Source organism: Micromonospora sp. CNZ295 (genome assembly GCF_004217535.1).
On the sequence record NZ_SHKZ01000001.1, the window covers coordinates 706,085 to 730,866 of the forward strand.

Genomic DNA, 24,782 nt, shown 5'->3' on the forward strand with positions numbered 1-24,782 from the left:
ATAGCGACTGGCGCCCGGATTTCCCGTGCGCCAGGCCTTGCGAGCACGGGAAACGTCGGCATCCCGACGGGGCGACCGGCGACGGGTTGGCGTTTCGTACCCGCCACGACACACCTGCCCGGTATGTGTATGCCGTCCGTCCCACCGGCGGCTTCCGTTCTTGGCAGGTGGCGGAAACCCGTTTACCGTGCAGTGACACGGATGACACCGGTCGCCCGTGGGCCGGCGCGCGGCGCGTGCCGGCCGCTCCTTCACTCGGATCGTCCGGCACGTTCCTGCCGGTGAAAGGAAGCGTCCCCCCATGGCTACGGTCACCTACAGCAAGGCGTCCCGGATCTACCCGGGCACCGAGCGGCCCGCCGTCAACAAACTCGATCTTGAGATCGGCGACGGTGAGTTCCTGGTCCTGGTCGGCCCCTCCGGTTGCGGCAAGTCCACCAGCCTGCGCATGCTCGCCGGCCTCGAGGACGTCGACGAGGGCTCGATCTACATCGACGACCGGGACGTCACCCACCTCCCGCCGAAGGCCCGCGACATCGCGATGGTCTTCCAGAACTACGCCCTCTACCCGCACATGACGGTGTACGAGAACATGGCGTTCGCGCTCAAGCTGCGCAAGACCCCGAAGTCGGAGATCGACCGGCGGGTCAAGGAGGCGGCGGCGCTGCTCCAGCTGGAGGAGTACCTCAGCCGCAAGCCCAAGGCGCTCTCCGGTGGTCAGCGCCAGCGGGTGGCCATGGGCCGCGCGATCGTCCGCGAGCCGCAGGTCTTCCTCATGGACGAGCCCCTGTCGAACCTCGACGCCAAGCTGCGGGTCCAGACCCGTACGCAGATCGCGTCGCTCCAGGCCAAGCTCGGCGTAACCACCGTCTACGTCACCCACGACCAGGTCGAGGCCATGACCATGGGTCACCGGGTAGCCGTCCTGCTCGACGGTGAGCTGCAGCAGGTCGACACCCCGCGGGCGCTCTACGACACCCCGGCGAACGTCTTCGTCGCCGGCTTCATGGGCTCCCCGGCCATGAACATCAAGACGGTGCCGCTGAACGACAAGGGCGCCGAGTTCGCCGAGATGTACGTGCCGCTCACCCGCGAGCAGGTCGAGGCGGCCCGCGCCGAGGGTGGCGACGGCAAGGTGACCGTCGGCTTCCGCCCGGAGGACTGCGACCTGGTCAGCCCGACCGAGGGCGGCATGCCGGTCGTCGTCGAACTGGTCGAGGACCTGGGCTCGGACGCCAACGTCTACGGCCACGCGGCCCTCGGCGGCGCCAACGAACGCTTCGTGGTCCGCACCGACCGGCGCCACATGCCGAACATGGGTGACACCGTGTTCGTCAAGCCGCGTGCCGGCCGCAGCCACGTCTTCCACGCCACCAGCGGCGTCCGGATCTGACGTACGACAGAAGGGGCGGCCCGCTTCGGCGGACCGCCCCTTTTCGTCTTTGCGGAAGGCTCAGCCCTCGACGGCCCGGCGGCGCGCCACCTCGGCGAGGGTCACCGCCGCCGCGACGCTGGCGTTCAGCGACTCGACGTCGGAGACCATCGGGATGCGCACGGTCAGGTCGCAGGTCTCGCCGACCAGCCGGGACAGCCCGCGCCCCTCGGAGCCGACCACCACGACCAGCGGGCCGACGGCCGCCTCCAGGTCGTACAGGTCGGTCTCGCCGTCGGCGTCGAGGCCGACCACGACGAAGCCGGCGTCCTTGCACGCCTTCAGCGAGCGGGTCAGGTTGGTCACCTGGGCGACCGGCACCCGCGCCGCCGCCCCGGCGCTGGTCCGCCAGGCGGTCGCGGTGATCCCGGCGGCCCGCCGCTCGGGTACGAACACACCCTGCGCGCCGAATGCGGCGGTGGACCGGATCACCGCGCCCAGGTTGCGCGGGTCGGTGACCCCGTCCAGCGCCACCAGCAGCGGACAGGCCTGCTCCAGCGCCGCCGCGATCAGGTCCTCGAAGGGCTCGTACGCGAACGGCGGCACCTGGAGGCCGACCCCCTGGTGCAGCACGCCGCCGGTCATCCGGTCCAGCTCGGCGCGGCTGACCTCCAGGAGCGCGATACCCCGGTCGGCGGCCGTCCGCACGATCTCGTTGACCCGGTCGTCGATGTCGAGGCCCTGCGCCAGGTACAGGGCGGTCGCCGGCACCTGCGCGCGCAGCGACTCGAGCACCGGGTTACGCCCGACCAGCAGCTCCGGGGCGTCCTTCGCCGGGTTCGCCTTGCGGCCGGGCGCGACCCGCGGGCCGCTCCGGCCGGCCGGCTTGCCCCGGCCGCCCTTGCCCGCCGGTACGCCTCGACCACCACCCTTGCCCCAGGTGGTGTCCTTCGTGCCGGGCTTGCCGATCTTCGGGGCGCGCCCCTCCTCGGCGGCGGCCCGGCGCTCCTTCTCCTGCTTCCAGGCGGTGCGCTGTGGCAGCTTCTCGGTGCCCGAGTACGCCTTGTGCCAGGGCCGCTCGTCGGCGGGCAGGGTGCGGCCCCGCCCGCCGAGGGCGTCCTTGTTCTTGCCGCCGGAGCCCTTGGGGGCTCCGGCCTTCGGCGTCAACCGCCGGCCACGGCGCTGCGAGTTGCCGGCCATCAGCTCTGCTCTCCAATAGTCCAACGGGGGCCCTGGGGGGTGTCCTCGACCACCACGCCGGCCTGCTTGAGCTGGTCGCGTACCGCGTCGGCGGCGGCCCAGTCCTTCCGGCCGCGCGCCTGCGCACGCTGCTCGAGAGCCAGGGCCACCAGGGAATCCACCACGCCGCGCAGGTCGTCCGCGCCGGCGTCGCCGGTCCACACCGGGTCGAGGGGGTCGACACCGAGGATATCCAGCATCGCCCGGACCTGGCCGAGCGCGGTGCGGACGATCACATCGTCGCCGCCGGTCAGGGCCGTGTTGCCGTCCCGGAGCACCTCGTGCACCACGGCGAGCGCGGCCGAGGTGTTGAGGTCGTCGTCCATCGCGGCGGCGAACGCCACCGGCACCTCGCCGAGCTGGCCCGCGCCGACCCGGTCGGCCGCCCGCTGCACGAAACCCTCGATCCGCCGGTACGCGACGGCCGCCTCGCGCAGCGCGTCCTCCGAGTAGTCGATCATGGACCGGTAGTGGGCGGCGACGTAGTAGTAGCGCAGCTCGACGGGGCGGACACCGAGCGAGTCGACGTACGCCAGGTCGAGCGTGTTGCCGAGCGACTTGCCCATCTTGGCCCCGCCGATGTTGAGCAGCCCGTGGTGCACCCAGTAGCGGGCGAACGGCAGGCCGGCCGCCTGCGACTGGGCGAGTTCGTTCTCGTGGTGCGGGAACGTCAGATCCAGCCCGCCGCCGTGGATGTCGAACTCGTCGCCGAGGTAGCGCCAGCACATCGCCGAGCACTCGATGTGCCAGCCGGGCCGGCCCCGGCCCCACGGCGACGGCCAGTACGCGTCCGCCGGCTCGTCCGGCTTGGCGCCCTTCCACAGCGCGAAGTCCCGCGGGTCACGCTTGCCCCGGTCGGGGGCGTCACCCGCGGACTGCATGTCCGCCGGCGACTGGTTGGACAACGACCCGTACGTCGGCCAGGACAGCACGTCGAAGTAGACGTCGCCGGAGCCGTCGGTCGCCGGGTAGGCGTGACCGGTGTCGATGAGCTTGCCGATCAGCTGGTGCATCTCCGGGATGTGCCCGGTGGCCCGCGGCTCATAGGTCGGGGGCAGCACGTTCAGTGCCCGGTACGCGGCGGCCAGCTTCAGCTCGTTGGCGTACGCGATCGACCAGTACGGCCGGCTCTGCTCCTGCGCCTTGACCAGGATCTTGTCGTCGATGTCGGTGAGATTCCGGATGAACCGGACCTCCAGGCCGTGCGCGAGCAGCCACCGGCGCAGCACGTCGTAGTTGACGCCGGAACGAAGGTGCCCGATGTGCGGGGGGGCCTGAAGGGTGAGACCACACAGGTAGACCCCCACCTTGCCGGCTTCCCGTGGGACGAAGTCCCGCACCGAACGGGTGGCGGTGTCATACAGGCGTAGCGTCACCGTACAAGGGTATCGGTCCGCGCTTATCCGGGTCGCCCGGAGCCGGGGTCGTACGCTGCTGGTCGTGGACACCACCGCCCGACCTGGCAGCGACCCGACGGCCCGAGCCGGCGCGGGCCCGCAGCCGGGGGCGGACCCGGCGGCGCGCGGCGGCGAGTCCGCCCAGACCCTGGACCGGGGCTTGCGGTTGCTGCACCTGGTCGCCGACGCCCCGGGCGGACTGACCGTCACCGAGGCGGCGGGCCGGCTGGGGATCGGCCGTGCGGCGGTGTACCGGCTGGTCGCGCCGCTGACCGCGCACGGCATGCTGCGCCGGGACGCGGACGGCCGGCTGCGCCTCGGCGCCGGGGTGCTGCACCTGGCCCGGCGCGCCCAGCCGCTGCTCGCGGAGGGGGCGCTGCCGGCCCTGCGCCGCCTGGCCGAGCAGTCCGGCGCGACCGCCCACCTGACCGTGGTCGAGGGCGGCGAAGGGGTCGCGCTGGCCGTGGTGGAGCCCAGTTGGACGTCGTTCCACGTGGCCTACCGGACCGGGGCACGGCATCCGCTGGAGCGCGGGGCCGCGGGGCGGGCCATCCTCGCCGGCCGGTCCGGCACCGCAGGCCCGGTGAGCACCGCCGGTGAGCTGCAGTCCGGGGCGTACGGGGTGGCCGCGCCGGTGCTGGGCGTACCCGGCCTGGAGGCGAGTGTCGGGGTGGTGTCCCTGGCGCCCCTGGACACCGAAATGGTGGGCGCCCAGGTGCTCGCCGCCGCGACGGCGGTCGCCGCGGCCCTCCGCTGACGATTTTGATCGACCCCGATTGCGGCAACCTGCGGTGACCCCGGCCCCGGACAGCGCAGCTTGCCGCAACCCGCGACGCGGCTAGCACGAAGCCCGACCGACGGCGGGTTGTCCACAGGTGCGCCGGACCCGGGCGGCGGGCGCTGTCCACAGGGGTTCCGGCAGATCGGCCGAGGTCGCCACGCTGATCCCATGCCTCCCGTCGCACACCGACCCAAGGCCCTGGCCGGGCAGGTGTTCCGCGGTTCGGACGCCGTCCGTCGCGGCCTGCTCACCTCGCATCAGCTGCGCAGCTCCGCGTGGGTGCGGCTGCGTCACGACGTCTACGCCGATGCCCGCCTGGATCGCGATCACGCCCTGCTCTGCCGGGCCGCCGCACTCCAACTGCCCCCCGGAGCGGCGATCGCCGGGCCGTCCGCGGCCTACCTGCACGGCATCGAGCACGCTGCCGCGTTCACCGACGAGGTGCACGTCGTCGCGCCCGGGGGCACCGGTCTACGAAGTCGGCGCGGCCTCCGGGTGCACGTTTCGGCCGATCCCGCGCCCCCGCCGACTCCGACGCCGGCCCGCACCGATCCGACGCGTGCGGCGTGGGAGACGGCCGTCTGGCTGGACCCGCTGCGCGCGGTCGGCATCATCGACGCACTGCTGCGCCAGGGGCGCACCACCCCCGCCGACCTCGCCGACATCGCCCGGTGCCGGCGTGACCGCTCGGGGGGACGGCGGGCCGGCTGGCTCTTCGGCCTCGCCGACCCGGGTGCGCAGTCACCGCCCGAGTCCCAGCTGCGGCTCCGGCTGGTGCTCGCTGGCCTCCCCCGCCCGGTGGCCCGGCACCCGGTCCGGGTCCCCGGCGCCCGAGTCCTGCACCCCGACCTCGCCTGGCCGGAGTTCCGGGTGGCGGTCGAGTACGACGGGCTGTGGCATGCCGACGCCGAGCAGCTGCACCGGGATCGGCGACGCCTCAACCAGCTCGTCAACGCCGGTTGGCTGGTCCTGCACGTGACCAGTCGCCGGTTGGGGGCAGACTTCGCGGGCGTTCTGCGCGAGATCCGGGCAGCCCTTCATCGCCGCGGCTGGCGCCATAGATCCACTCCGGTTGCGGCGTCCAGCCCATCCTGCCGTGAGGATGGCCCAACCTGCCGCAACCCGAGTGGATCAACGGAGCGGGCCCGGTCGACCGGGCGGTCGACCGGGCCCGCCGGGTCCGTCCGGCCCGTTACGGGCGGGCGTGCGGCTTGAGCGGAGTGGTCACCGCCGCGTACGCGTCGATGATCCCGTAGCCGTAGAAGCCGTTGAAGTTGAGCCCGCCGGCGCAGTACGCGTCGAAGGTCTCGTCCCGGCCCTCGTTGCGGTACTGCTGGAGCCGCGGCTCCGGGCAGGCGTGCTCGGCGGCCGTGCGGTACAGGTGCTGCTCGACCAGGTCCGGGTTCATGCCGTAGCCGGACCGGCCCTGCTGCTTGCCGTAGCGGCTGACGATCAACGCGGCCACGCCGGAGGCGTGCGGCGAAGCCATCGAGGTGCCCTGCAGGTAGGTGTAGTACCCGCACTCACCGTTGCGCTTGCACTCCTTGAACACGAAGGTCTCGGCGCCGGGGACGATGTTGCCGTCCTCGTCGACCGTGCCCTCCTCCTGGAGCACCTTCTTCGGGTAGGTGGAGAGGATCATGTTGGCGTCGGTCCGGTAGGTGTCGGTGCCGAAGCCGTCGCGGAACCAGCCACCCGGTGCCGCGATCCCGATCTGCTCGGTGCCGTAGTTGGAGTAGTCGGCCTTCTTGCCGGACGGGCCCAGGGCGGAGACACCGATGACGTGCGGGCCCTCCACCGGGAAGTCCCAGCAGCTGGCGTTGTCGATCTCACGCGGGTACGGCGCGGTGTCCCCGAAGTTCGGGCTCGACATGTCGGTACGCGGGTTGCCCAGGTCCTCGTGGTTGTTGCCGAGCGACCCGACCAGCGTGACACCCCGGTTGTGGGCGTACGTCAGCGCCCGCTTCATCGCCTTGATGGTGGCGCGCTGCGCCGCCTGGTGCTCGGGCGAGTCGGCCGGGTTGGCGGTGCAGTTGTAGAGCCACGGGTCGACGTAGAACGACATGTTGACCACGTCGAGGCCCGACTTGCCGGCGTGCAGCAGCGACTTGACCACCGGCTCCAGGAAGAAGTAGCCGGAGTCCTGACCGCCCTTCAGCTCCACCAGGGAGACCTTCGGGGCGACGCCGGAGAGGCCGAAGCCGTTGGCGGCGGCGCCGATGGTGCCCGCCACGTGGGTGCCGTGGCCACCGTCGTCGGTGCCGACCGGGTCGACGCAGCTCGGCACCTCGCACTCACCGTCGACCTCGGCGATGTCGGGGGCGAAGTTGCGGGACAGCCGCCAGTCGAAGTTCGGCGCGATGTCCGGGTGGCTGGCGTCGACGCCGGTGTCGAGCACGCCGACGGTGACGCGCCGGTCGCCCGGCTCGACCTTGCGGGCCCGGTCGGCCCGGATCATGTCCAGACCCCACAGCTTGTCGTCCAGCGGGTCCATCTTCGCGCCCCGCCGGGCACCCGAGCCCTTGGCGCCCGCGGCGGCCAGCAGGTGCTCCTGCTCGACCCGGTCCAGCTTGGGCTTGCGGCCGATGGCCTTCTGCTCGGCGGCGCCGACCAGCGCCGAGGCGGCGGCCGCCCGGGCCTGGAAATCGGTCCGGTCGCTGGTCACCTGGAACAGGCCGACGTCGTCGGTCCGGGACACCACGGTGCCCCCGGCCGCCCTGATCGCGGCGATGGCCGCATCGGCGGTGACGCCGTCCTCGGCGACGACGGTGAATGTCCGCGTGCTGGTCGGCGCGGCACCCGCCGGCACCCCCAGCCCGGTCACCGTCAGTGCCAGGGCCGTTGCGGTAGCGACGGCACCGGCGGTGAAACGCTTGCTCACCACATCGAATCCTCTCGTTGAGGGACGTGGCGACATCGAACAACACCAGAACGCTTTCCGCCAGACACCTATCCCATAACGCCCGACAGGTCGGCTTCGTCCGAAAGAGCAGCGAGAACGGCGGGCAGCTCCGTCAAGGTGGACACTTCGGCGTCCGGCCGGACGCCGGGCGGACAGGGCCGGCCGTCGCGGTTGAGCCACACCCCGCGCAGCCCGGCCTTCCCCGGCCCGACCACGTCGTGGTCGATCGAGTCACCGACGTACACGACCCGGTGTGCGGGCACGCCGGCCGCCGCGACCACCGCCGCGTAGAACTCCGGAGCCGGCTTCTTGGGCAGGCCGTTCTCGTGCGCGTACAGCTCGAAGGCGAACTCGTCGGCGAGCCCGCAGCGTTCGGCGCGGCTGTTGCCGTTGGTCGCGAAGCCCAGCGTCCAGCGTTCCCGCAGCGCCGCGAGCGCGGGCAGCACGTCCGCGAACGGCCGGGTCAGCGCGAAGCGCCGCGCGAAGAAGAGCTCCGCCACGTCGTCCAGGTGCAGGTCGAGCCCGACGCGGGCGAGCGAGCGGGCGAGCGCGGCCCGGCGGATCTCCAGCACCGGCGCCGCGGCATGCGCGCCGAAGACCGCCGCCCAGTCCGACTCCAGGTCCGCGAGGGACACCTCCGCCGCCGCCGGGGTCAGCCGCCGCATCTCCTCGAGTACGGCCACCAGCCCGCCGGTCACCGCCGGGCGCAGATCCAGCAGGGTCTCGTCGGCGTCGAACACCACGGTGGTCAGCACGATGGGAGCCTGCCACGCCCCGGTTTCAGCGGTCCACGGTGAGCGCCGGCTCCGGGGCGTCGATCGCGGTGGGCGTCTCGCGCGGCTCGTCGAGGCGTACCAGGGCGACCCCGGCGACGATCAGCGCGCCGCCGAGCAGCTGGACCACGGTGGGCAGCTCGTCGAGGACCAGCCAGGCGATGAGCACCGCGAACATCACCTCGGTCAGTCCGACGAAGGAGGCCAGCCGGGCACCGAGGATGCGGGTCGCGGCGATCCCGGAGAGGTACGCGAGCACCGCCGCCACCAGCACCAGCCCGGCCACCGGCAGGAGCCAGCTGGTCTGCTGCCCGGCGAAGTCGACGGCACCGAAGGTGGCCCGCAGTGGCAGCGCCCCGACGAGCCCGAGCACGAGCAGCACGCCGGCGCCGACCGCCATCCCGCCGGAGGCCAGGACCACCGACGGCAGGTTCGGGTCGACGCGGCCGGCGAGCACGAAGTAGCCGGCCAGACCGACCGCCGCGCCGAGGCCCCAGAGGACGCCGATCGGGTCGAGGCGGCCGGCGCCGGCGAGATCGAGCACGAGACCGAGCCCGGCGAGGGCGGCGACCGAGCCCGCGACGGTCAGCCGGCGGGGACGTTGCCCGTGCGCCAGCCACATCCAGCCGACGACCACGACGATGCCCAGGTACTCCAGCATCAGCGCCACGCCGACCGGCAGGTACCGCACCGCGTTGAAGAAGCACGCCTGCGCGAGGGCGACGCCGAGCAGCCCGAAGACGCCGACCGACCCGAGGTTGCGCCGGAGCACGGACCAGCGTCCGCGCAGGGCGAGCGCCGCCGGTAACGCGATCACCAGGGCGGCGAGGCCGACCCGGACGACCACCACGGCCTCGGCCGACCAGCCGGCGTCGATCAGCGACCGGGCGAACGTCCCGGACGTGGCGAACGTCAGCGCCGAGAAGACGGCCAGGGCGAGGCCGGCACCGCCGACAGATGGTTGGCGCATGGGGGCTCCTTGGCGACCGCGCCCAGTCATGGGCAAACTATGGCTATGCCGATGACGCTAGGCCGGTACCATGACAGGAGTCAAGTTGCTTTTTGCTCATGACACCGAATGCTCGCTGATCGCCGCCGCCGCGCTGGTCAACACCGACAGTCGCGACGGCGAGGGCCTGCCGGACGTCGCCGCGCTGGACAGCTTCTTCGTGGCGCACGCGTACAGCGGGCGGCACGAGCACACCGACGCGGAGCTGCGGACGGTCCGCGCGCTGCGCCCACGGCTGCGCCGGATCTGGCACGCCGACACCGACGAGATCGTGACGATCGTCAACGGGCTGCTCCGGGAGAACAACGCCCTGCCGCAGCTCATCACGCACGACGACGAGCCGTACCACCTGCACGCCGTGCCCCGGGACGCGCCGCTCGCCGTCCGGATGGCGGTGGAGGCCGCGATGGCCATCGCGGACCTGGTCCGCAGCGGGGAACTGAGCCGGCTGCGGATCTGCGACCACCCGGACTGCGACAACGTGCTGGTCGACCTGTCGAGAAACCGTTCCCGGCGGTTCTGTGAGGCGGGCTGCGGCAACCGGGCCGCGGTCACCGCGTACCGGGCCCGCAAGGCCGCCGCCAAGAGCTGACCGGGCCGGGGGGGGCAACCTGCCGCCGCCCGGCGGCCGTCAGGGATGGGTCATCCGGAGCAGGTCCAGCGCCTCCGCCAACTGCTCCTCGGTGAGCTTCCCGGAATCCACGTGGCCGCGCGCGATCACCACCTCCTTGATGGAGATCTGCTTCGCGAGAGCCTCCTTGGCGATCGACGCGGCCTCGTCGTAGCCGAGGTGGCGGTTGAGCGGAGTGACGATCGACGGCGAGCCCTCCGCGTACGCCAGGCAGACCTCGGCGTCCGCGACCAGGCCGACCACGCAGCGGTCCGCGAGCAGCCGGCTGGACGCGGCCAGCAGCTTGATCGACTCCAGGATGTTGCGGGCCATGACCGGCAGCATGACGTTCAGCTCGAAGTCGCCCTGCGACCCGGCGAAGGCCACCGCCGCGTCGTTGCCGATCACCTGGGCGCAGACCTGACGGACGGCCTCGCAGACCACCGGGTTGACCTTGCCGGGCATGATCGACGAACCCGGCTGGAGGTCGGGGATGCGCAGCTCCCGCAGGCCGGCGCGCGGGCCGGAGCCCATCCAGCGGATGTCGTTGGCCACCTTGTAGAGGCCGACCGCGACGGTACGCAACTGCCCGGAGGTCTCCACCAGCGCGTCCCGGGCGCCCTGCGCCTCGAAGTGGTTGCGCGCCTCGGTCAGCGGCAGCCCGGTCGACGCCCGCAGCTTCTCGATGACCCGGGCGGCGAAGCCGAGCGGCGTGTTGATGCCGGTGCCCACCGCCGTGCCGCCGAGCGGCAACTCGGCGAGCCGGGGCAGCGCGGCCTCCAGCCGCTCGATGCCGTAGCGGACCTGCGCGGCGTAGCCGCCGAACTCCTGGCCGAGGGTGACCGGCGTGGCGTCCATCAGATGGGTACGCCCCGCCTTGACCACCGTCTCGAACTCGGCGGCCTTCGCCTCCAGGGCCTGCGCCAGGTGCGCCAGGGACGGCAGCAGGTCGCGCGCCACGGCCTCGGTGGCGGCCAGGTGGATCGAGGACGGGAAGACGTCGTTGCTCGACTGCGACGCGTTCACGTCGTCGTTCGGGTGCACGTCCCGCCCCAGCTCCCGGCCGGCCAGGGTGGCGAGCACCTCGTTGGTGTTCATGTTCGACGACGTCCCGGAGCCGGTCTGGAACACGTCCACCGGGAACTGGTCGTCGTACCCGCCGTCCGCCACGTGCGCGGCGGCGGCCGCGATCGCCGCCGCCGCGTTGGCGTCGATGACGCCCAGCTCGCCGTTGACCTCGGCCGCCGCCCCCTTGATCTGGGCCAGGGCACGGATCTGGGCCGGTTCGATCCCCCGGCCGGAGATCGGGAAGTTCTGCACGGCGCGCTGGGTCTGTGCCCGCCACAGCGCCTCGGCCGGCACCTCCACCTCGCCCATCGAGTCGCGTTCGATCCGGTAGCCCGTCGCCTCTGGAGTCGTCACGCGTACCATCCTGCCGCGCACCGCGGCGGTGTGCAGATGTTCGCGGCTCACAGTCAACCCAGCTCGGCGAGCGACCGCTCCACCTCGTGCCGTTCCGGCACGTCGAGCTGCCGGAACAGGGCGAGCGCCCGGGTCCAGTGCGCCCGAGTCGCGGCCGGGTCGGTGGTACGCAGGCAGCGGGCGATCCCGTCGAGGGCCCGCGCCTGCTCGTACCGGTGGCTGATCTTCGTCGCGTCGCGCAGCACCCGGTGGAACAGATCCAGCGCGCTCGCGACGTCGCCCTGGTCGAGGATCGCCCGGGCGAGCAGGTTGCGGGAGGCACACTGACCGACCCGGTCCCCGGCCTCCGTGATCGCGATCAACGCCTCCCGGTGCAGGGCCGCTGCCTCGTCGGGCCGGCCCGCCTCCCGCTCGATGACGCCCAGCTCGTTGAGCGTCTCGCCCTCGTGGATCCGGTTGCGAAGCAGGCGCTGCAGCCGAAGCGCTGCCCGTAGCAGCCGGCGAGCGGGTGCCACATCCCCCATCCGCCGCCGAACGGCACCGGTGTTGCCCACCGCGTTCGCCAGTTCCCGGTTGTCGCCCAGCTCGCGGGAGAGCGCGAGGTGCTTCCGGCAGACCAGCAGCGCCTCCTCGTACCGCCCCCAGCACAGGAACGTGTAGCTCAGGTTGTTGAGGAAGGAAGTCAGCTCGGCCGTCCGGTCCACGCCCTGCAAGAGCCGGTACACCTCGCCGTAGTACTCCGTCGCGCGGGCGTAGTCGCCCTCGCCGATATGTGCGCCGCCGAGGTTGCCCAGGATGGTCGCCAGCGGCCCGTGCGAGCCCTGGTGTCGGCTGATCTCGACGGCCCGCTCCATGAGCCTCGCGGCAAGCGGGAAACGGGCCTGCCGGTAGTAGGCGGAAGCCAGGTAGTTGAGCATGAGTGCCACGGCGGCTTCGTCACCGAGCGTCTCCGCCGCCCGCAGGCCCACGGTGTGCATCTCGATCAGCTCGTCGAGCTGGCCGCCGCTGTAATAGAGGCGCCAACAGGCGCGCGCCAGCTGCCAGCAGTGACGCGGAAACGGGCTCTCCGCCGACCGCACGAGCGCGGTCAACGCGGTCCTGTTGTCATCGAACCAGCCGACCCCCTGGGCGGCGCACTTCGCCACCAGCTCCGGGCGCGGCGGATCCGGCAGGACGAAGCTGCGCCTGCTCGCCGGCGATTCGAGCGTCCGCGCGATCGCAGCGGCCGCGTGCAGGTGGTGGTCGAGCAGGCGCTCCAGGGCGGGCCCGCGTTCGGGTTCGGCGACCAACCGGCGGGCGTACTCGCGGACCAGGTCGTGCAGCCGGTACCGGCCCGGGTCGGGCTCGTCGACCAGGTGCGCGTCGACGAGTTCGTCGAGCAGGTCCTGCGCGTCCGGCAGCGGCAGCTCGGTCAGGGCGGCGGCGGCCGTGTTGTCGAACCGGATACCGGGGTGCAGGCCGAGCAACCGGAACAGCCGCTGCGCGGCCGGCGACACCTGCGCGTACGACAGGGCGAACGCCCCGCCGACCGACCGCTCTCCCGCGGCCAGTTCGGCCAGGGGGTCGCTCGCCTCGCGCAGCCGCTCCACCAGATCGGCGATCCGCCAACCCGGCCGATGGGCCAGCCGGGCGCCGGCGAGCCGGATGGCCAGCGGCAGGTACCCGCAGCGGCGGGCCACCTCGGCCGCCGCCGCCGGCTCCGCCGCGACCCGCTCCGCACCGGCCACCCGGCCCAGCAACTCGACGGCCTCGTCCACGTCGAGGACCGGCAGGGACGACGGTCGCCCCTCGTCCAGCCCCGCCAGGCGACGTCGGCTGGTGACGACGGTCAGACAGCCCGACCCGGGGGGCAGCAACGGCGCCACCTGATCAGCGCTGGCGGCATTGTCCAGCAACACCAGCGCCCGACGCCCCGACAGCTCCGTCCGCCACAGCGTGAGCCGATCATCCAGGTCCACCGGGATCCGCTCCGGCGGCACACCCAACTGCCGCAACAGCGTCGCCAGCGCGGCGGTCGGCGACAGCGGGGTCCGCTCGCTGTAGCCGTGCAGATCGATGAAGAGCTGCGCGTCCGGGTACCGGCCGGCGAGCCGGCTGGCCAGATGCACCGCCAGGGTGGTCTTGCCGCTGCCGGCCATCCCGTCGATCACCTGGATCCGCGTGCCACACTGCTCGACCTCCTTCAACAGCCGGGCGATGGTGTCCTGGCGGCCGGTGAAGTCGTCGATCGCCCGCGGCAGGGCCCGCACAGGTGCGACCGTCGTCCGCTGGACGGGGGCCAGGGCGAGGTCGCCGGCGAGCACCCGCTGGTGCAGCTCCTGCAACGCCGCACCCGGCTCGATGCCCAGCTCGTCGGCGTACAGCCGGCGGCCCTCCCGGTAGACGGCGAGCGCGTCGGCCTGCCGGCCGACCCCGGCGAGAGCGAGCATCAGGTGGCCGCGCAGCCGCTCGCGCAGCGGGTGCTGCTCCACCGCCTCGGTCAGCTCATCCAGGAGATCGGCCGCGTGGCCGAGCCGCAGCTCGACCTCCACGCACTCCTCCAGCACGGTCAACCGCTGTTCGTCCAGGGCGTACGCCCGCCGGCTGACGCTGCGGCTGGTGATCCCGCCCAGCGCCGGGCCCCGCCAGAGCGCCAGTGCGGCCCGGAAATGCCGGCGGGCGGCGGCGAGCCGGCCGGCGGCGACCGCCGCGCGGGCGGCGTCCACCTCCTGACCGAACACCTCCGCGTCGAGATCACCAACTCCCGTGCGGACGCCATAGCCGACGGGGTCGGTGACGATGGTCTCCGGTGGCAGCCCGAGCCTGACGAGGCGCTGCCGCAGACGGGACACGCAGGTGTGCAACTGGGCCCGGGCGGTGGCCGGCGGGTGGTCCTCCCATACCGCGTCGATCAGGTCGTCCACCGGCACGATCCGGCCCGCGCGCAGCAGCAGCGCGGCGAGGACGGTCCGCTCCCGGCCGGCGGTGACGGTGGCGCCACCACCGCCGACCCGCAAGGGTCCCAGGATCTCGAACCGCATCTTCCGCCCCCGCCAGTCATGCAACTTCCAGCAGCGTAACCCGGGCGTGACCCATCGCCTCACATCGGTGATAGCGATGTGAGAGCGGATCGACAGGGCGGCGGTCGACACTCGACCCGGGTTGCCGGTGTCGGCATCCGACGGGGGCGGTGCGCCCGCCCGGTTACCGACCGGGCGGGCGCACCGAAGTCGAGCCGGAGACGAGCGGCGGAACAGCCGGCCGGGCAGATTCAGCCGAAAGCCCAGGGCCAGCCGGCATTCGGCCACTTAAGATCATGGTTCTCGCTCACTCCTCTCGGAGGTTCCCACCTTGCCCGAAAACGGGGGTACCACGGGCGTGCGCGCACGCCGCCGGCAGCTTCCACGCCGGATCCTGACCACTGGGCTCGCCGCCCTGCTCACCACCACGGGCGCCCTGACTGTCACCGGCCAACCGGCGGCGGCGCTGACCACCTTCGTCCAGCCGACCGAGGTCACCTGGACGGACAAGGCCGAGCCCACCCGCTCCTTCCCGGCCGAGAACGGTGCCGTACCCGTCGGCACCTGGCAGGACTCGACCAGCGCCAAGCACAGGTCCCGGGCGTACTCCACCTTCGACCTCACGCCCTACCGGGGCAAGGACGTCATCCGCGCATACGGGGTCACCGGTGAGTCGTCGGTGACCGACTGCAACCGGGCTCGCGAGATCGAGATCTGGCGTACCGACACGCCGTCGCAGGCCCCGACCTGGGCGACGGCCCCGCAGGTGCACGAGAAGGCCGGTGACGTCTTCAGTCCCCCCGCCTGCCCGGCCCGCTACCTGGAACTCGACCTCACCGAGACGGTGCGCCAGGCGGTTGCCGACGGGCGGGACAGCCTCACCCTGATGGCCCGGATCGCCGGGGACCACGAGGAGAACAAGCACTTCAGCCGGTGGATCACGCCGCTGGGCATCTCGATCGAGGCGAACGCCGCGCCCGACGTGCCCAGCGGGCAGACGGTCGCCGGACTGGCCTGCGCGGACGGTCGCCTGATCGGCACCACCCAGCCGGTGCTGAGCGCCGAGGTCACCGATCCGGACAAGGTCGAGTGGGCGGCCGGAGACCAGGTGACCGCGACCTTCGCCTGGTGGCCGGTCGACCAGCCCACCGAGCGGACCGAGTGGACGTCCTATTCGTCCTCCGCCCCGCGCCGCTTCACCTACACCGTGCCGGCGGGCGGGATGGTGCACGGCGGCACCTACGCCTTCTCGGTGCGCGCCGCCGACCAGCACGCCAGCTCCGACTGGTCGCCGGAGTGCCGGTTCACCGTCGACACCGAGGTGCCGGCGGCACCGACCGTCACCTCCACCGACTACCCGGCCTACCCGGCCCAGCCCACGAGCCACGGAGCGCAGATCCCCGGACGGTTCACGATCAGCGCGAACGGCTCGCAGGACGTGGTCCGCTATCAGTACTGGGGCTTCGACGGCACCGGGCAGGTGGACGCCGACGGGCCCGGTGGCAACGCCACCTTCACCTACACGCCGAAGCGTGCCGGGTACCACCGCATCGAGGTCTACAGCGTGGACCGCACCGGCAACACGTCGCCCCGGACCACGTACGAGTTCCTGGTCCGGGAGACGGCGCCTCAGGTCGTCGACGGCAACCCGGAGGGCCGGCTGGGCCAGCCGCGCACGTTCACCTTCAACCCGTCGATGGCGGACGTGACGGAGTACGTCTGGCGGCTCGACGAGGGCGCGGAGCAGACGGTCGCCGCCGACGCCGATGGCACCTCCACGGTGACCGTGACCCCGACCGGGACCCGACACACCCTGCACGTACGTAGCCGGACCCGGGACGGTGCGCTCTCCGCGGATGCCGCCCACACCATCTGGGTCCGCACCGCGCCGCTCGTCACCTCCGCGGACTGGCCGTTCGACGGAACGCCGGGCGCACCGGCCGGCACCGAAGGCACCTTCGTGTTCCGGCCGGCGATGGACGACGTCGCCGAATACGTCTACTCCTTCGACTGGGGCGAGCAGCAGACAGTGGTTGCCGGCGCGGACGGGACCGCCACCGTCAGGTACACCCCGAGCGACGCCAGTCACCACACGATCCAGGTGTTCAGCCGGACCACTTCCGGCGTGGAGTCGGAGGTGACGGAGGAGGCGTTCTTCGCAGCCTCGGTCGCACCGACGGTTGTGTCGAAGGTGTACCCGCAGAACCAGACCGGTGGCGGGCCGGGAATGCCGGGGACGTTCACCTTCACGCCCCATCCCGGCACGAGTGGGGTCACCTCGTTCGTCTACATGTTCCGGGACGAGCCGGAGCGCACGGTGACCGCCGGCGCGGACGGCACCGCCACCGTCACGTGGACACCCGCCGAGCTGAACAGCGAGTACGGCGGCTGGATGGAGGTCCGCGTGCGGGCGGTCACGGCCACCGGCCAGACCACGGACGCGGCGTACTACTCGTTCCGGGTCGACCCGAAGAGCCCGCTGATCACGTCCGACGTGTTCGGCTGGCAAGGTGGCGCGGTGGTCGGGCAGACGGGCGACTTCGTCTTCACCGCCCAACTGCCCGAGACCACCGAGTTCGTCTACTCCTTCGACGGCGGCCCGGAGCAGACCGTGGCGGCCGGCGCGGACGGCACAGCCCGGGTGAGCTGGACGGCACCGTCGGCGTACGGCCATGACCTCACCGTACGGAGCCGCACCGCGAGCGGCACGGTCTCCGGGTACGCGTACTACAACATCTGGATCGACTGGAGCTGATCCGGAACTGGCGGAAGGGGCGCCGGGCTCTCCGCCCGGCGCCCCTCGTCAGGTCCGTGGGGTCAACGGCGGCCGACGGTGAGGACCGGCTTGGTGACCTCGGCGAAGAAGTCGTTGCCCTTGTCGTCGACCACGATGAAGGCGGGGAAGTCCTCCACCTCGATCTTCCAGACCGCCTCCATGCCGAGCTCCGGATACTCCAGGACCTCGACGTGCTTGATGCAGTCCTGGGCGAGCCGGGCGGCCGGGCCGCCGATCGAGCCGAGGTAGAAGCCGCCGTACCGCTCGCAGGAGCGGGTGACCTGGGCGGAACGGTTGCCCTTGGCGAGCATCACCATCGAACCGCCGGCGGCCTGGAACTTCTCCACGTACGCGTCCATCCGGCCGGCGGTGGTCGGGCCGAACGAGCCGGAGGCGTACCCCTCCGGGGTCTTCGCCGGGCCGGCGTAGTAGACGGCGTGGTCGCGCAGGTACGCCGGCATCGGCTCGCCGGCGTCGAGCCGCTCGGCGATCTTCGCGTGGGCGATGTCCCGGGCGACGACCAACGGCCCGCTCAGCGACAGGCGGGTCCTGACCGGGTACTTCGACAGCTCGGCGCGGATCTCGTCCATCGGCCGGTTGAGGTCGACCCGGACCACCTCGGAGCTGTCGAGCTGGGCGTCGGTGACGTCGGGCAGGAAGCGCGCCGGGTCGGTTTCGAGTCGCTCCAGCCACACGCCCGACGGGGTGATCTTCGCGACCGCCTGCCGGTCCGCCGAGCAGGAGACGGCGATCGCCACCGGGCACGAGGCACCGTGCCGGGGCAGCCGGACCACCCGTACGTCGTGGCAGAAGTACCGGCCGCCGAACTGCGCGCCGATGCCGAAGTTGCGGGTCAGCTCCAGCACCTCCGCCTCCAGCTCCAGGTCGCGGAAGCCGTGCCCGGTGAGCGAGCCGGAGGTGGGCAGCGCGTCGAGGTACTTCGCGGAGGCGTACTTGGCGGTCTTCAACGCGTACTCGGCGGAGGTGCCGCCGATGACGATGGCCAGGTGGTACGGCGGGCAGGCCGCGGTGCCGATCAGCCGCAGCTTCTCCTCCAGGAACTGCATCATCCGCGTCGGGTTCAGCAGCGCCTTGGTCTCCTGGTACAGGTACGACTTGTTGGCCGAGCCGCCGCCCTTGGCCAGGAACAGGAACTTGTACGCGTCCGGCTGCCCGTCCGGGTCCTCCGCGTAGATCTCCACCTGCGCCGGCAGGTTGCTGCCGGTGTTGCGCTCCTCCCACATGGTCAGGGGGGCGAGTTGCGAGTAGCGCAGGTTCAGCCGGGTGTACGCCTGCCAGACGCCCCGGGAGATCGCCTCCGCGTCCGTCCCGTCGGTGAGCACGTGCCGGCCGCGCTTGCCCATCACGATGGCGGTGCCGGTGTCCTGGCACATGGGCAGCACGCCACCGGCCGCGATGTTGGCGTTGCGCAGCAGGTCCAGCGCGACGAACCGGTCGTTCGGCGAGGCCATCGGATCGTCGATGATCGACCGGAGCTGCGCCAGGTGCGCGGGGCGCAGGAAGTGCGCGATGTCGTGCATCGCCTCGGCGGTCAGCGCGGTGAGCGCGGCCGGGTCCACGGTCAGGAACCGGCGACCGCCGGGGCCGTCGACGACGTCGACACCCTCATCGGTGATCAGGCGGTACTCCGTCTGGTCCGGTCCGGTCGGCAGCAGGGGGGCGTACGAGAAGGCGGCGGCACTGCTCATGAGCGGAAGCCTAGGGCAGGAGGGTCGCCCGCTCCCACCCGCCGGGGGTGCGTCCTGGGACACCGCTCTCATCGGCGCCGGTCAGGACGGGACTCAGCCCTCGTCCGGGCAGAGCTCCCCCTTGGGGCCGCAGCTGCCCGCCGGCGCCGGGACGTCCCCGTTGCCGCCGGGGGACGGGCGGGGTCCGTCGTCGCCGCCCGGGGGCGGGACCACCGAGGCGCCGCGGAAGCGGACGTACCCGATCTCCCGGCCCTCTCCGATGATCATGCCGCTGGTTCCGACCGCGAGGGCGTTGGCCGCCGTGCGCAGGGTCGCCAGCTCCGCGCCGGTACGCGGGTCGAGCGCGACGAGCCGGGAGGGCTTGTCGTCGACCAGCACCGCCGCGTACAGGGTGAACGCGGCACCCGCCTTCGCGCCGGTGGGGCGGCTCCACCGGGTCCGGCCCGTGCCCAACTCGCGGGCCGAGACCGAGCGCTTGTCGGCGGCGCGCACCAGGGCGTACCGGTCGTCGACGGCGACGATCTTCTCGCCCGGCTCGGTGACCAGGAGCAGCCGGCCGTCGTACCCGTCGAGGACCGCCTCCCGGCCGTCCGGCGCGACCCCGATCAGCACGCTCCGCGCCCCCTGCGGATCCTCCCGCTGCGCGCAGCCGACGGCCTCGGCGGTGCGCAGGTTGAGGCCGGTCCGCTGCCACGTCTCCTGCCCGGTGACCGGGTCCCGCGCGGAGATGGTGAACAGGCAGCTGCCCTCCTCGGACCGGGCGGTGATCCGCAGCAACCGGCCGCCCACCACCGAGAGCCGCTCGTCCCGGCCGGGCTCGATGTCGGTGAGGACACGACCGGTAGCGGTGTCCAGCACGTGCACGCGCCCGTCGACCGGGAACCCGAGCAGCCCGGGCACCGGCTCCGGGCCGGCCACCTCCTCGTCGATCCGCACGGCGTCGAGCCGGCGGGTGTCGAGCAGCCCCGGGTTGTCGCCGAGCAGGCCGCTGCGGACCCCGGGCATGAAGACCGTCCACAGCGGAACGGTGCCGCGCGGGTCCCAGGCGGTCAGCGTGCAGTCGGTGGGTGCCGCGCAGCGGGCGTCGAGCAGCAGGTTCCGCCAGGTCCAGACGGCCACCGCGTCGCCGTCGCGCCGCCGGGTGACGCCGGTCGTGGGGTCGAGCACCTCGTACCCCTTGACCAGGAGCTTGCCCACGACGACGACCGCGTCCCGGTCGCCGCCCGCGACCGCCGACCAGTCGGCCTTGCGCTCCCACAGCTGGCTGCCGTCGCTGAGCCGCCGCGCCTCGACCCGGGTGCGCTGCTCGACGACGATCGTGTCACCGGCGAAGGTGACGCTGCGCGGCGTTCCGCCGACGCGCTGCTGCCAGACCACGTCGGGCTCGGAGATGGGGTCGCTGCGATCCACCCAGTCCCAAACTCCAGGAAACGGGTTCCAGACTCCGGTCGAGGCGAGGATGACGACGGTCACCAGCCCGAGCAGCAGCCAGCCCCGTACGCCAAGGCCGCTCCCCTTCGCCACCGGAACACGGTAGCCACCCGAGCCGCGCTCGGGACGCCCCGGCGCGCCGTGGGCGAAAGAAGGGCCCGTTATTAACGCCCGTGGTAGCGGAAGGGTCCCTTCTCGACACCTCAGCCGACGGCGCGCGGCGGCTTCAGGATCCGCCACAGTGCCAGCGTCGCGACGAGCGACGCCACGCCGGCCAGGGCCATCACCGTGCCGGGGGCCACCACCTCGCTCAGCGCGCCGCCGGCCGCGGCGGCCAACCCCTGCACCGCCATCAGACCGGTGCTCAGCAGCCCGAACGCCTGCCCACGCCGGGCCTCCGGCACCGCGTCGAGGAACCGCCGGGCCAGGCCGAGCTGGTAGGCGAAGCCGGCGGTCGCGACCGCGAAGAGCACCGCCGCCGGCCACAGGCCCGGCCGGGCCACGAAGGCCAGCATGGGTACGCCGAGCAGCAGCGCGAGCCACGGCGTCCACGCCTCCCGGCGGGCCGGCGCGACGAACCGCCCGACCAGCAGGTCCCCCACGAGCATCCCGAACGCGGCGGCCATCAGCAGCACGCCGGCGCTGGCCTCGGCGCCGAGCCCGGCGGCGTACGGCACGGCGACGCCCTCCGCCCCGACCAGCACCGAACCGGGGATCCACTGCGCCAGCAGCAGGCCCCGGACCCGCCGGTCGGCGAGCAGTGCCCGGTTGACCCGCCAGGTCTCCCGGACCGCGTTCCCGCCGTCCGGTCGTGCGCGGGGCGGGCGCCGCGCCAGCCCGACCCGGACGAGCAGGGCGGCGAGGGCGCAGGTGACGGCGGTCAGCCACAGCGCACCGTACGGGCCGACGAGCCCGAGCAACAGCCCGCCGAGGGCGAACCCGGCCACCTGGGTACCGCCCGCCGCCACGGTCAGCAGCGACCGCCCGAGCACGTACGCGTCACCGTGCAGCACCTCGGGCAACAGCGCGGTCCGCGCGGCGCTGCTGACCGGCCCGAACAGGCCGACGACGGCGACCAGGCCGAGCATGGCCGCCGGGGAGAGCACGCCGAGGGCGAGCACCACCACCATCGCGCACCGGAGCAGGTCGTACCCGGCGATCAAGGCCCGGGCCGGCCACCGGTCGGCGAGCGCGAGCAGGAACACGCCGCCGAGCGCGTGCGGCAGGAACCCGGTCACGTACGCCAGCGCGGCCAGCAGCCCCGAGCCGGTGCGCTCATAGACCAGCACGGACAGGGCGAGCATCTTCACCGTCTCGCCGATCATGAAGATGCCGAAGCTGCCGAACAGCACCCGGAACTCGCGATTGGCGAAGACTTCGCGGTAAGTGGCGGGACGGCTGTCGGCGTCCGTACGGATCGCGGTGGTCACCGGGTCAGCGTGCCAACGGGCCGCGGATCGCACTATCCTTTCGCTGGCTAGCGAAAGGTCCAGCATGCGCATCGCGGTGACCCCGGCCGACATCGCCGCCAGCCGGTATGCGGTCTCCCCGCTCGGCGAGGCGGCCTCGGCGTTGCGGCTCTGCGCCGGGCAGCGCTCCGCCCCGGCCCTCACATCCTGGGTGGCCCGGGCGCGACCGGCCTACGACCGGCTACGCCGGGAGATGCCGGCGATCGGTGCGCTGCTGGCGTTGCAGCGGCGGGGCGGATACAACGCGGACTTCATCCAGCCGCCGCCGGACGGCACCGGGCGGGACTTCGCCGACGAGCTGGCCGTGGTGCGGGCGACCCCGCTGGCACAGGCCCGCGAGGAACTGGCCCGCAACCTCGCCGGGCACCGGACACCACCGGCGTACGCCCGCCGGATCTACGAGTCCCCGGACGTGGTCGATCGACTCGCGGACGCGATCGAGGCGACCTGGACGGCACTGGTCGAGCCGGACTGGCCCCGCCTGCGGGCGGTCCTGGAGCGCGACCTGCTGCACCGGGCGGGCCGGCTGCTCGCCTACGGCTGGGGGGCCGCCGTCGCCGACCTGGACCCCCGACTGCGCTGGGTGCCCGGCGAGGCCGTGGGACATCTGGAGGTGTCCGACCGCGACCCGGGGACGTACACCCTGGACGGGCAGGGCCTGCTCTTCGTGCCGACCGTCTTCGGCACGCTGATCAGCTACGTCGAGCGGCCCTGGCCGTACGCGATCGTCTACCCGGCCTCCGGAGTGGCCGAACTGCTCGGACCGCCCGACCCGACCCGCCCCGAGGACGCGCTGGACCGCCTGGTCGGCCGGGGCCGGGCCGCCCTGCTCCGGGCGCTGGGCGCACCGGCCACGACCAGCCAACTGGTCGCGCAACTCGGGCTCAGTCTCGGCGGTGTCGGCGACCACCTGTCCGTGCTCCGCGACGCGGGCCTGGTCACCCGCACGAGGACGGGCCGCACCGTCCTCTACCGCCGCACTCCCCTGGGCGACGCCCTGTCCACCACACCCCCTTGACCCGGCCGGAACGCGGGGTGGGGAGCGGTCAGTTGGGGTGGGCCGCGGCGCTGCGGACCAGGGGGAGGACGCGGTAGGGGATCTGCTCGGCCAGGGCGATGATCGTCGAGGCGCGGCGGATGCCCTCGTAGCTCACGATCTGGTCGATCACCCGCTGCAGGTCGGCGTTCGAGCGGGCCACGATGCGGCAGAGCAGGTCGCCGGAGCCGGTGATGGTGTGCGCCTCCAGCACCTCGGGGATCGCCGACAGGTGGGCGGTGACCGGGTCGTGGCCGTGCCGCTGACTGATCTCCAGCGTGACGAAGCTGGTCACCCCGAACCCGATCGCGGCGGGCGAGACCTCCGGCCCGAACCCGCCGATCACGCCGCGGTCGACCAGCTTGTCGAGGCGGGCCTGCACGGTGCCCCGGGCCACGCCGAGGCGGCGCGAGCACTCCAGCACCCCGATCCGGGGCTCCTCGGCGAGCAACTCGATCAACCGGGCGTCGAGGGCGTCAAGCTGTACATCCTGACCAGTGTTCACGGGTTCGGACTCTACTCCTTGTGCAACCTGACCAGCTAGATCGCGGACAGTTGCCCAGTGGCCACGGTCACGGCGATATTCGCGGGAAGAGCACAGCGGCGGCCTACGCGGCCGGCCGGTACGCGAGGGAGGCCACCATGACCCAGGCGATCGACCGACCCCAGTCGACCGAGGAGGTCGACGTCGACCGGCTGGTCGGCGCCGTCGACCACGACATCAGCCGCGACCCGTTCCCGGTCAAGGGCCTCGACCACGTGCAGTTCCTGGTGGGCAACGCCAAGCAGGCGGCGCACTACTACTCGACCGCGTTCGGGATGACCTGCGTGGCGTACCGGGGCCCGGAGCAGGGCTACCGCGACCACGCCCAGTACGTGCTGACCAGCGGCTCGGCCCGGTTCGTCCTCACCGGCGTGGTCCGCCCGGATGCCGAGGGCGCCGACCACGTCGCCCGGCACAGCGACGGCATCTCCGACATCGCGCTGGATGTCCCGGACGTCGACGCCGCGTACGCCCATGCCACCGCGCAGGGCGCGACCGGCCTGGTCGAGCCGCACGACGTCAGCGACGAGCACGGCACCGTTCGCCTGGCCGCCATCGCCACGTACGGCGACACCCGGCACACCCTGGTCGACCGGTCCCGCTACCGCGGGCCGTTCCTGCCCGGCTTCGTCGCTCGCGGCCCGATCGTGGACCGGCAGCCGATGATCGAGGCCGGCATTCAGCCGAAGCGCTTCTTCCAGGCCGTCGACCACATCGTCGGCAACGTCGAGCTGGGCCGCATGGACGAGTGGGTCGAGTTCTACAAGCGCGTCATGGGCTTCACCAACATGGCGGAGTTCATCGGCGACGACATCGCCACCGACTACTCGGCGCTGATGAGCAAGGTGGTCGCCAGCGGCACCCGCAAGGTGAAGTTCCCGCTCAACGAGCCGGCGGTCGCCCGCAAGAAGTCGCAGATCGACGAGTACCTGGAGTTCTACCAGGGCCCCGGCGCCCAGCACGTCGCGGTCGCCACCAACGACATCCTGGCCAGTGTCGACGCCATGCGCGCGGCCGGCGTCGAGTTCCTGGACACCCCGGATTCGTACTACGACGACCCGGAGCTGCGCGCCCGGATCGGCGAGGTGCGGGTGCCGATCGAGGAGCTGAAGGCTCGCAAGATCCTGGTCGACCGGGACGAGGACGGCTACCTGCTCCAGATCTTCACCAAGCCGGTGCAGGACCGGCCGACCGTCTTCTTCGAGCTGATCGAGCGGCACGGTTCGCTCGGCTTCGGCAAGGGCAACTTCAAGGCGCTCTTCGAGGCGATCGAGCGGGAGCAGGACAAGCGCGGCAACCTGTAACACTGTCGA

At 72.6% G+C, this 24,782-nt stretch carries 18 protein-coding genes; 7 read left to right on the forward strand and 11 right to left on the reverse strand.

Annotated features, from left to right (window positions below; genetic code table 11):
• The first annotated feature begins 301 nt into the window (after positions 1-301).
• Positions 302-1,393 carry a sn-glycerol-3-phosphate ABC transporter ATP-binding protein UgpC gene (locus EV376_RS03340; protein ID WP_130320682.1) on the forward strand — a complete coding sequence of 364 codons (1,092 nt, stop codon included), beginning with the start codon at positions 302-304 and terminating at the stop codon, positions 1,391-1,393.
• A gap of 60 nt (positions 1,394-1,453) precedes the next feature.
• On the opposite strand, the gene rlmB is transcribed toward EV376_RS03340, so the two are convergent.
• Positions 1,454-2,572: a 23S rRNA (guanosine(2251)-2'-O)-methyltransferase RlmB gene (rlmB, locus tag EV376_RS03345; RefSeq protein ID WP_130320683.1), complete on the reverse strand. Its 1,119-nt coding sequence runs from the start codon at positions 2,570-2,572 to the stop codon at positions 1,454-1,456.
• Positions 2,572-3,987: a cysteine--tRNA ligase gene (gene cysS / locus EV376_RS03350; protein ID WP_130320684.1), complete on the reverse strand. Its 1,416-nt coding sequence runs from the start codon at positions 3,985-3,987 to the stop codon at positions 2,572-2,574. Before cysS ends, rlmB begins: the two co-directional genes overlap by 1 nt.
• A gap of 64 nt (positions 3,988-4,051) precedes the next feature.
• Here cysS and EV376_RS03355 point away from each other — a divergent pair, with 64 nt between their 5' ends.
• Together EV376_RS03355 and EV376_RS03360 are read left to right on the forward strand one after the other, a co-directional pair.
• Positions 4,052-4,765: a helix-turn-helix domain-containing protein gene (locus EV376_RS03355; protein ID WP_130320685.1), complete on the forward strand. Its 714-nt coding sequence runs from the start codon at positions 4,052-4,054 to the stop codon at positions 4,763-4,765.
• A gap of 192 nt (positions 4,766-4,957) precedes the next feature.
• Positions 4,958-6,004 carry a DUF559 domain-containing protein gene (locus EV376_RS03360; protein WP_130320686.1) on the forward strand — a complete coding sequence of 349 codons (1,047 nt, stop codon included), beginning with the start codon at positions 4,958-4,960 and terminating at the stop codon, positions 6,002-6,004.
• On the opposite strand, the gene EV376_RS03365 is transcribed toward EV376_RS03360, so the two are convergent.
• The 3 genes from EV376_RS03365 to EV376_RS03375 all read right to left on the reverse strand — a co-directional run bounded on the left by EV376_RS03365 (position 5,982) and on the right by EV376_RS03375 (position 9,434).
• Complete coding sequence (locus tag EV376_RS03365; RefSeq protein ID WP_130320687.1) at positions 5,982-7,670, reverse strand: S8 family serine peptidase; 1,689 nt, start codon at positions 7,668-7,670, stop codon at positions 5,982-5,984. The two genes, EV376_RS03360 and EV376_RS03365, sit on opposite strands and share 23 nt — an antisense overlap.
• Before the next feature lie 68 nt (positions 7,671-7,738).
• Positions 7,739-8,446, reverse strand: coding sequence for an HAD family hydrolase (locus EV376_RS03370; protein WP_130320688.1), 708 nt, complete (start codon positions 8,444-8,446; stop codon positions 7,739-7,741).
• Positions 8,447-8,471: 25 nt separating this feature from the next.
• Positions 8,472-9,434, reverse strand: a complete 963-nt coding sequence (locus tag EV376_RS03375) for a DMT family transporter (RefSeq protein ID WP_130320689.1) — start codon at positions 9,432-9,434, stop codon at positions 8,472-8,474.
• An 85-nt stretch (positions 9,435-9,519) separates the two neighbouring features.
• Here EV376_RS03375 and EV376_RS03380 point away from each other — a divergent pair, with 85 nt between their 5' ends.
• Positions 9,520-10,065, forward strand: a complete 546-nt coding sequence (locus tag EV376_RS03380) for a CGNR zinc finger domain-containing protein (protein WP_207228496.1) — start codon at positions 9,520-9,522, stop codon at positions 10,063-10,065.
• Positions 10,066-10,104: 39 nt separating this feature from the next.
• Here the strand turns inward: EV376_RS03380 and EV376_RS03385 are convergent, their stop codons facing one another.
• Positions 10,105-11,514, reverse strand: a complete 1,410-nt coding sequence (locus EV376_RS03385; RefSeq protein ID WP_207228498.1) for a class II fumarate hydratase — start codon at positions 11,512-11,514, stop codon at positions 10,105-10,107.
• A gap of 44 nt (positions 11,515-11,558) precedes the next feature.
• Entirely contained in the window at positions 11,559-14,525 is a 2,967-nt protein-coding gene (locus EV376_RS03390; RefSeq protein ID WP_130320692.1) for an AfsR/SARP family transcriptional regulator, read from the reverse strand.
• Positions 14,526-14,862: 337 nt separating this feature from the next.
• Between EV376_RS03390 and EV376_RS03395 the strand changes: the two genes are divergently transcribed.
• On the forward strand, positions 14,863-17,259 hold the full coding sequence (locus EV376_RS03395; protein WP_130320693.1) for a hypothetical protein: 2,397 nt from the start codon (positions 14,863-14,865) through the stop codon (positions 17,257-17,259).
• Positions 17,260-17,321: 62 nt separating this feature from the next.
• On the opposite strand, the gene EV376_RS03400 is transcribed toward EV376_RS03395, so the two are convergent.
• The 3 genes from EV376_RS03400 to EV376_RS03410 form a co-directional block, all read right to left on the reverse strand.
• The gene (locus EV376_RS03400; RefSeq protein WP_130320694.1) at positions 17,322-18,989 is read right to left on the reverse strand and encodes a fumarate hydratase; all 1,668 of its coding nucleotides are present in this window, start codon (positions 18,987-18,989) and stop codon (positions 17,322-17,324) included.
• A 93-nt stretch (positions 18,990-19,082) separates the two neighbouring features.
• Positions 19,083-20,513, reverse strand: coding sequence for an outer membrane protein assembly factor BamB family protein (locus EV376_RS03405; RefSeq protein WP_130320695.1), 1,431 nt, complete (start codon positions 20,511-20,513; stop codon positions 19,083-19,085).
• Positions 20,514-20,623: 110 nt separating this feature from the next.
• A complete protein-coding gene (locus EV376_RS03410; RefSeq protein ID WP_486482507.1) occupies positions 20,624-21,850 on the reverse strand; it encodes an MFS transporter in 1,227 nt (408 codons plus the stop codon).
• Positions 21,851-21,914: 64 nt separating this feature from the next.
• On the opposite strand from EV376_RS03410, the gene EV376_RS03415 reads away from it, so the two are divergent.
• Entirely contained in the window at positions 21,915-22,907 is a 993-nt protein-coding gene (locus EV376_RS03415; RefSeq protein WP_130320696.1) for a winged helix-turn-helix domain-containing protein, read from the forward strand.
• 28 nt (positions 22,908-22,935) lie between these two features.
• On the opposite strand, the gene EV376_RS03420 is transcribed toward EV376_RS03415, so the two are convergent.
• Positions 22,936-23,430 carry an Lrp/AsnC family transcriptional regulator gene (locus EV376_RS03420; RefSeq protein WP_130320697.1) on the reverse strand — a complete coding sequence of 165 codons (495 nt, stop codon included), beginning with the start codon at positions 23,428-23,430 and terminating at the stop codon, positions 22,936-22,938.
• A gap of 137 nt (positions 23,431-23,567) precedes the next feature.
• Between EV376_RS03420 and hppD the strand changes: the two genes are divergently transcribed.
• On the forward strand, positions 23,568-24,773 hold the full coding sequence (hppD, locus tag EV376_RS03425; RefSeq protein WP_130320698.1) for a 4-hydroxyphenylpyruvate dioxygenase: 1,206 nt from the start codon (positions 23,568-23,570) through the stop codon (positions 24,771-24,773).
• Positions 24,774-24,782 lie beyond the last annotated feature (9 nt).

Bases quoted from the DNA above. Each gene is read 5' to 3' on its own strand.
- EV376_RS03340 (WP_130320682.1), top strand. From the start codon at position 302: ATGGCTACGGTCACCTACAGCAAGGCGTCCCGGATCTACCCGGGCACC.
- rlmB (WP_130320683.1), bottom strand. From the start codon at position 2,572: ATGGCCGGCAACTCGCAGCGCCGTGGCCGGCGGTTGACGCCGAAGGCC.
- EV376_RS03360 (WP_130320686.1), top strand. From the start codon at position 4,958: ATGCCTCCCGTCGCACACCGACCCAAGGCCCTGGCCGGGCAGGTGTTC.
- EV376_RS03375 (WP_130320689.1), bottom strand. From the start codon at position 9,434: ATGCGCCAACCATCTGTCGGCGGTGCCGGCCTCGCCCTGGCCGTCTTC.
- EV376_RS03385 (WP_207228498.1), bottom strand. From the start codon at position 11,514: ATGGTACGCGTGACGACTCCAGAGGCGACGGGCTACCGGATCGAACGC.
- EV376_RS03390 (WP_130320692.1), bottom strand. From the start codon at position 14,525: ATGCGGTTCGAGATCCTGGGACCCTTGCGGGTCGGCGGTGGTGGCGCC.
- EV376_RS03400 (WP_130320694.1), bottom strand. From the start codon at position 18,989: ATGAGCAGTGCCGCCGCCTTCTCGTACGCCCCCCTGCTGCCGACCGGA.
- EV376_RS03415 (WP_130320696.1), top strand. From the start codon at position 21,915: ATGCGCATCGCGGTGACCCCGGCCGACATCGCCGCCAGCCGGTATGCG.
- hppD (WP_130320698.1), top strand. From the start codon at position 23,568: ATGACCCAGGCGATCGACCGACCCCAGTCGACCGAGGAGGTCGACGTC.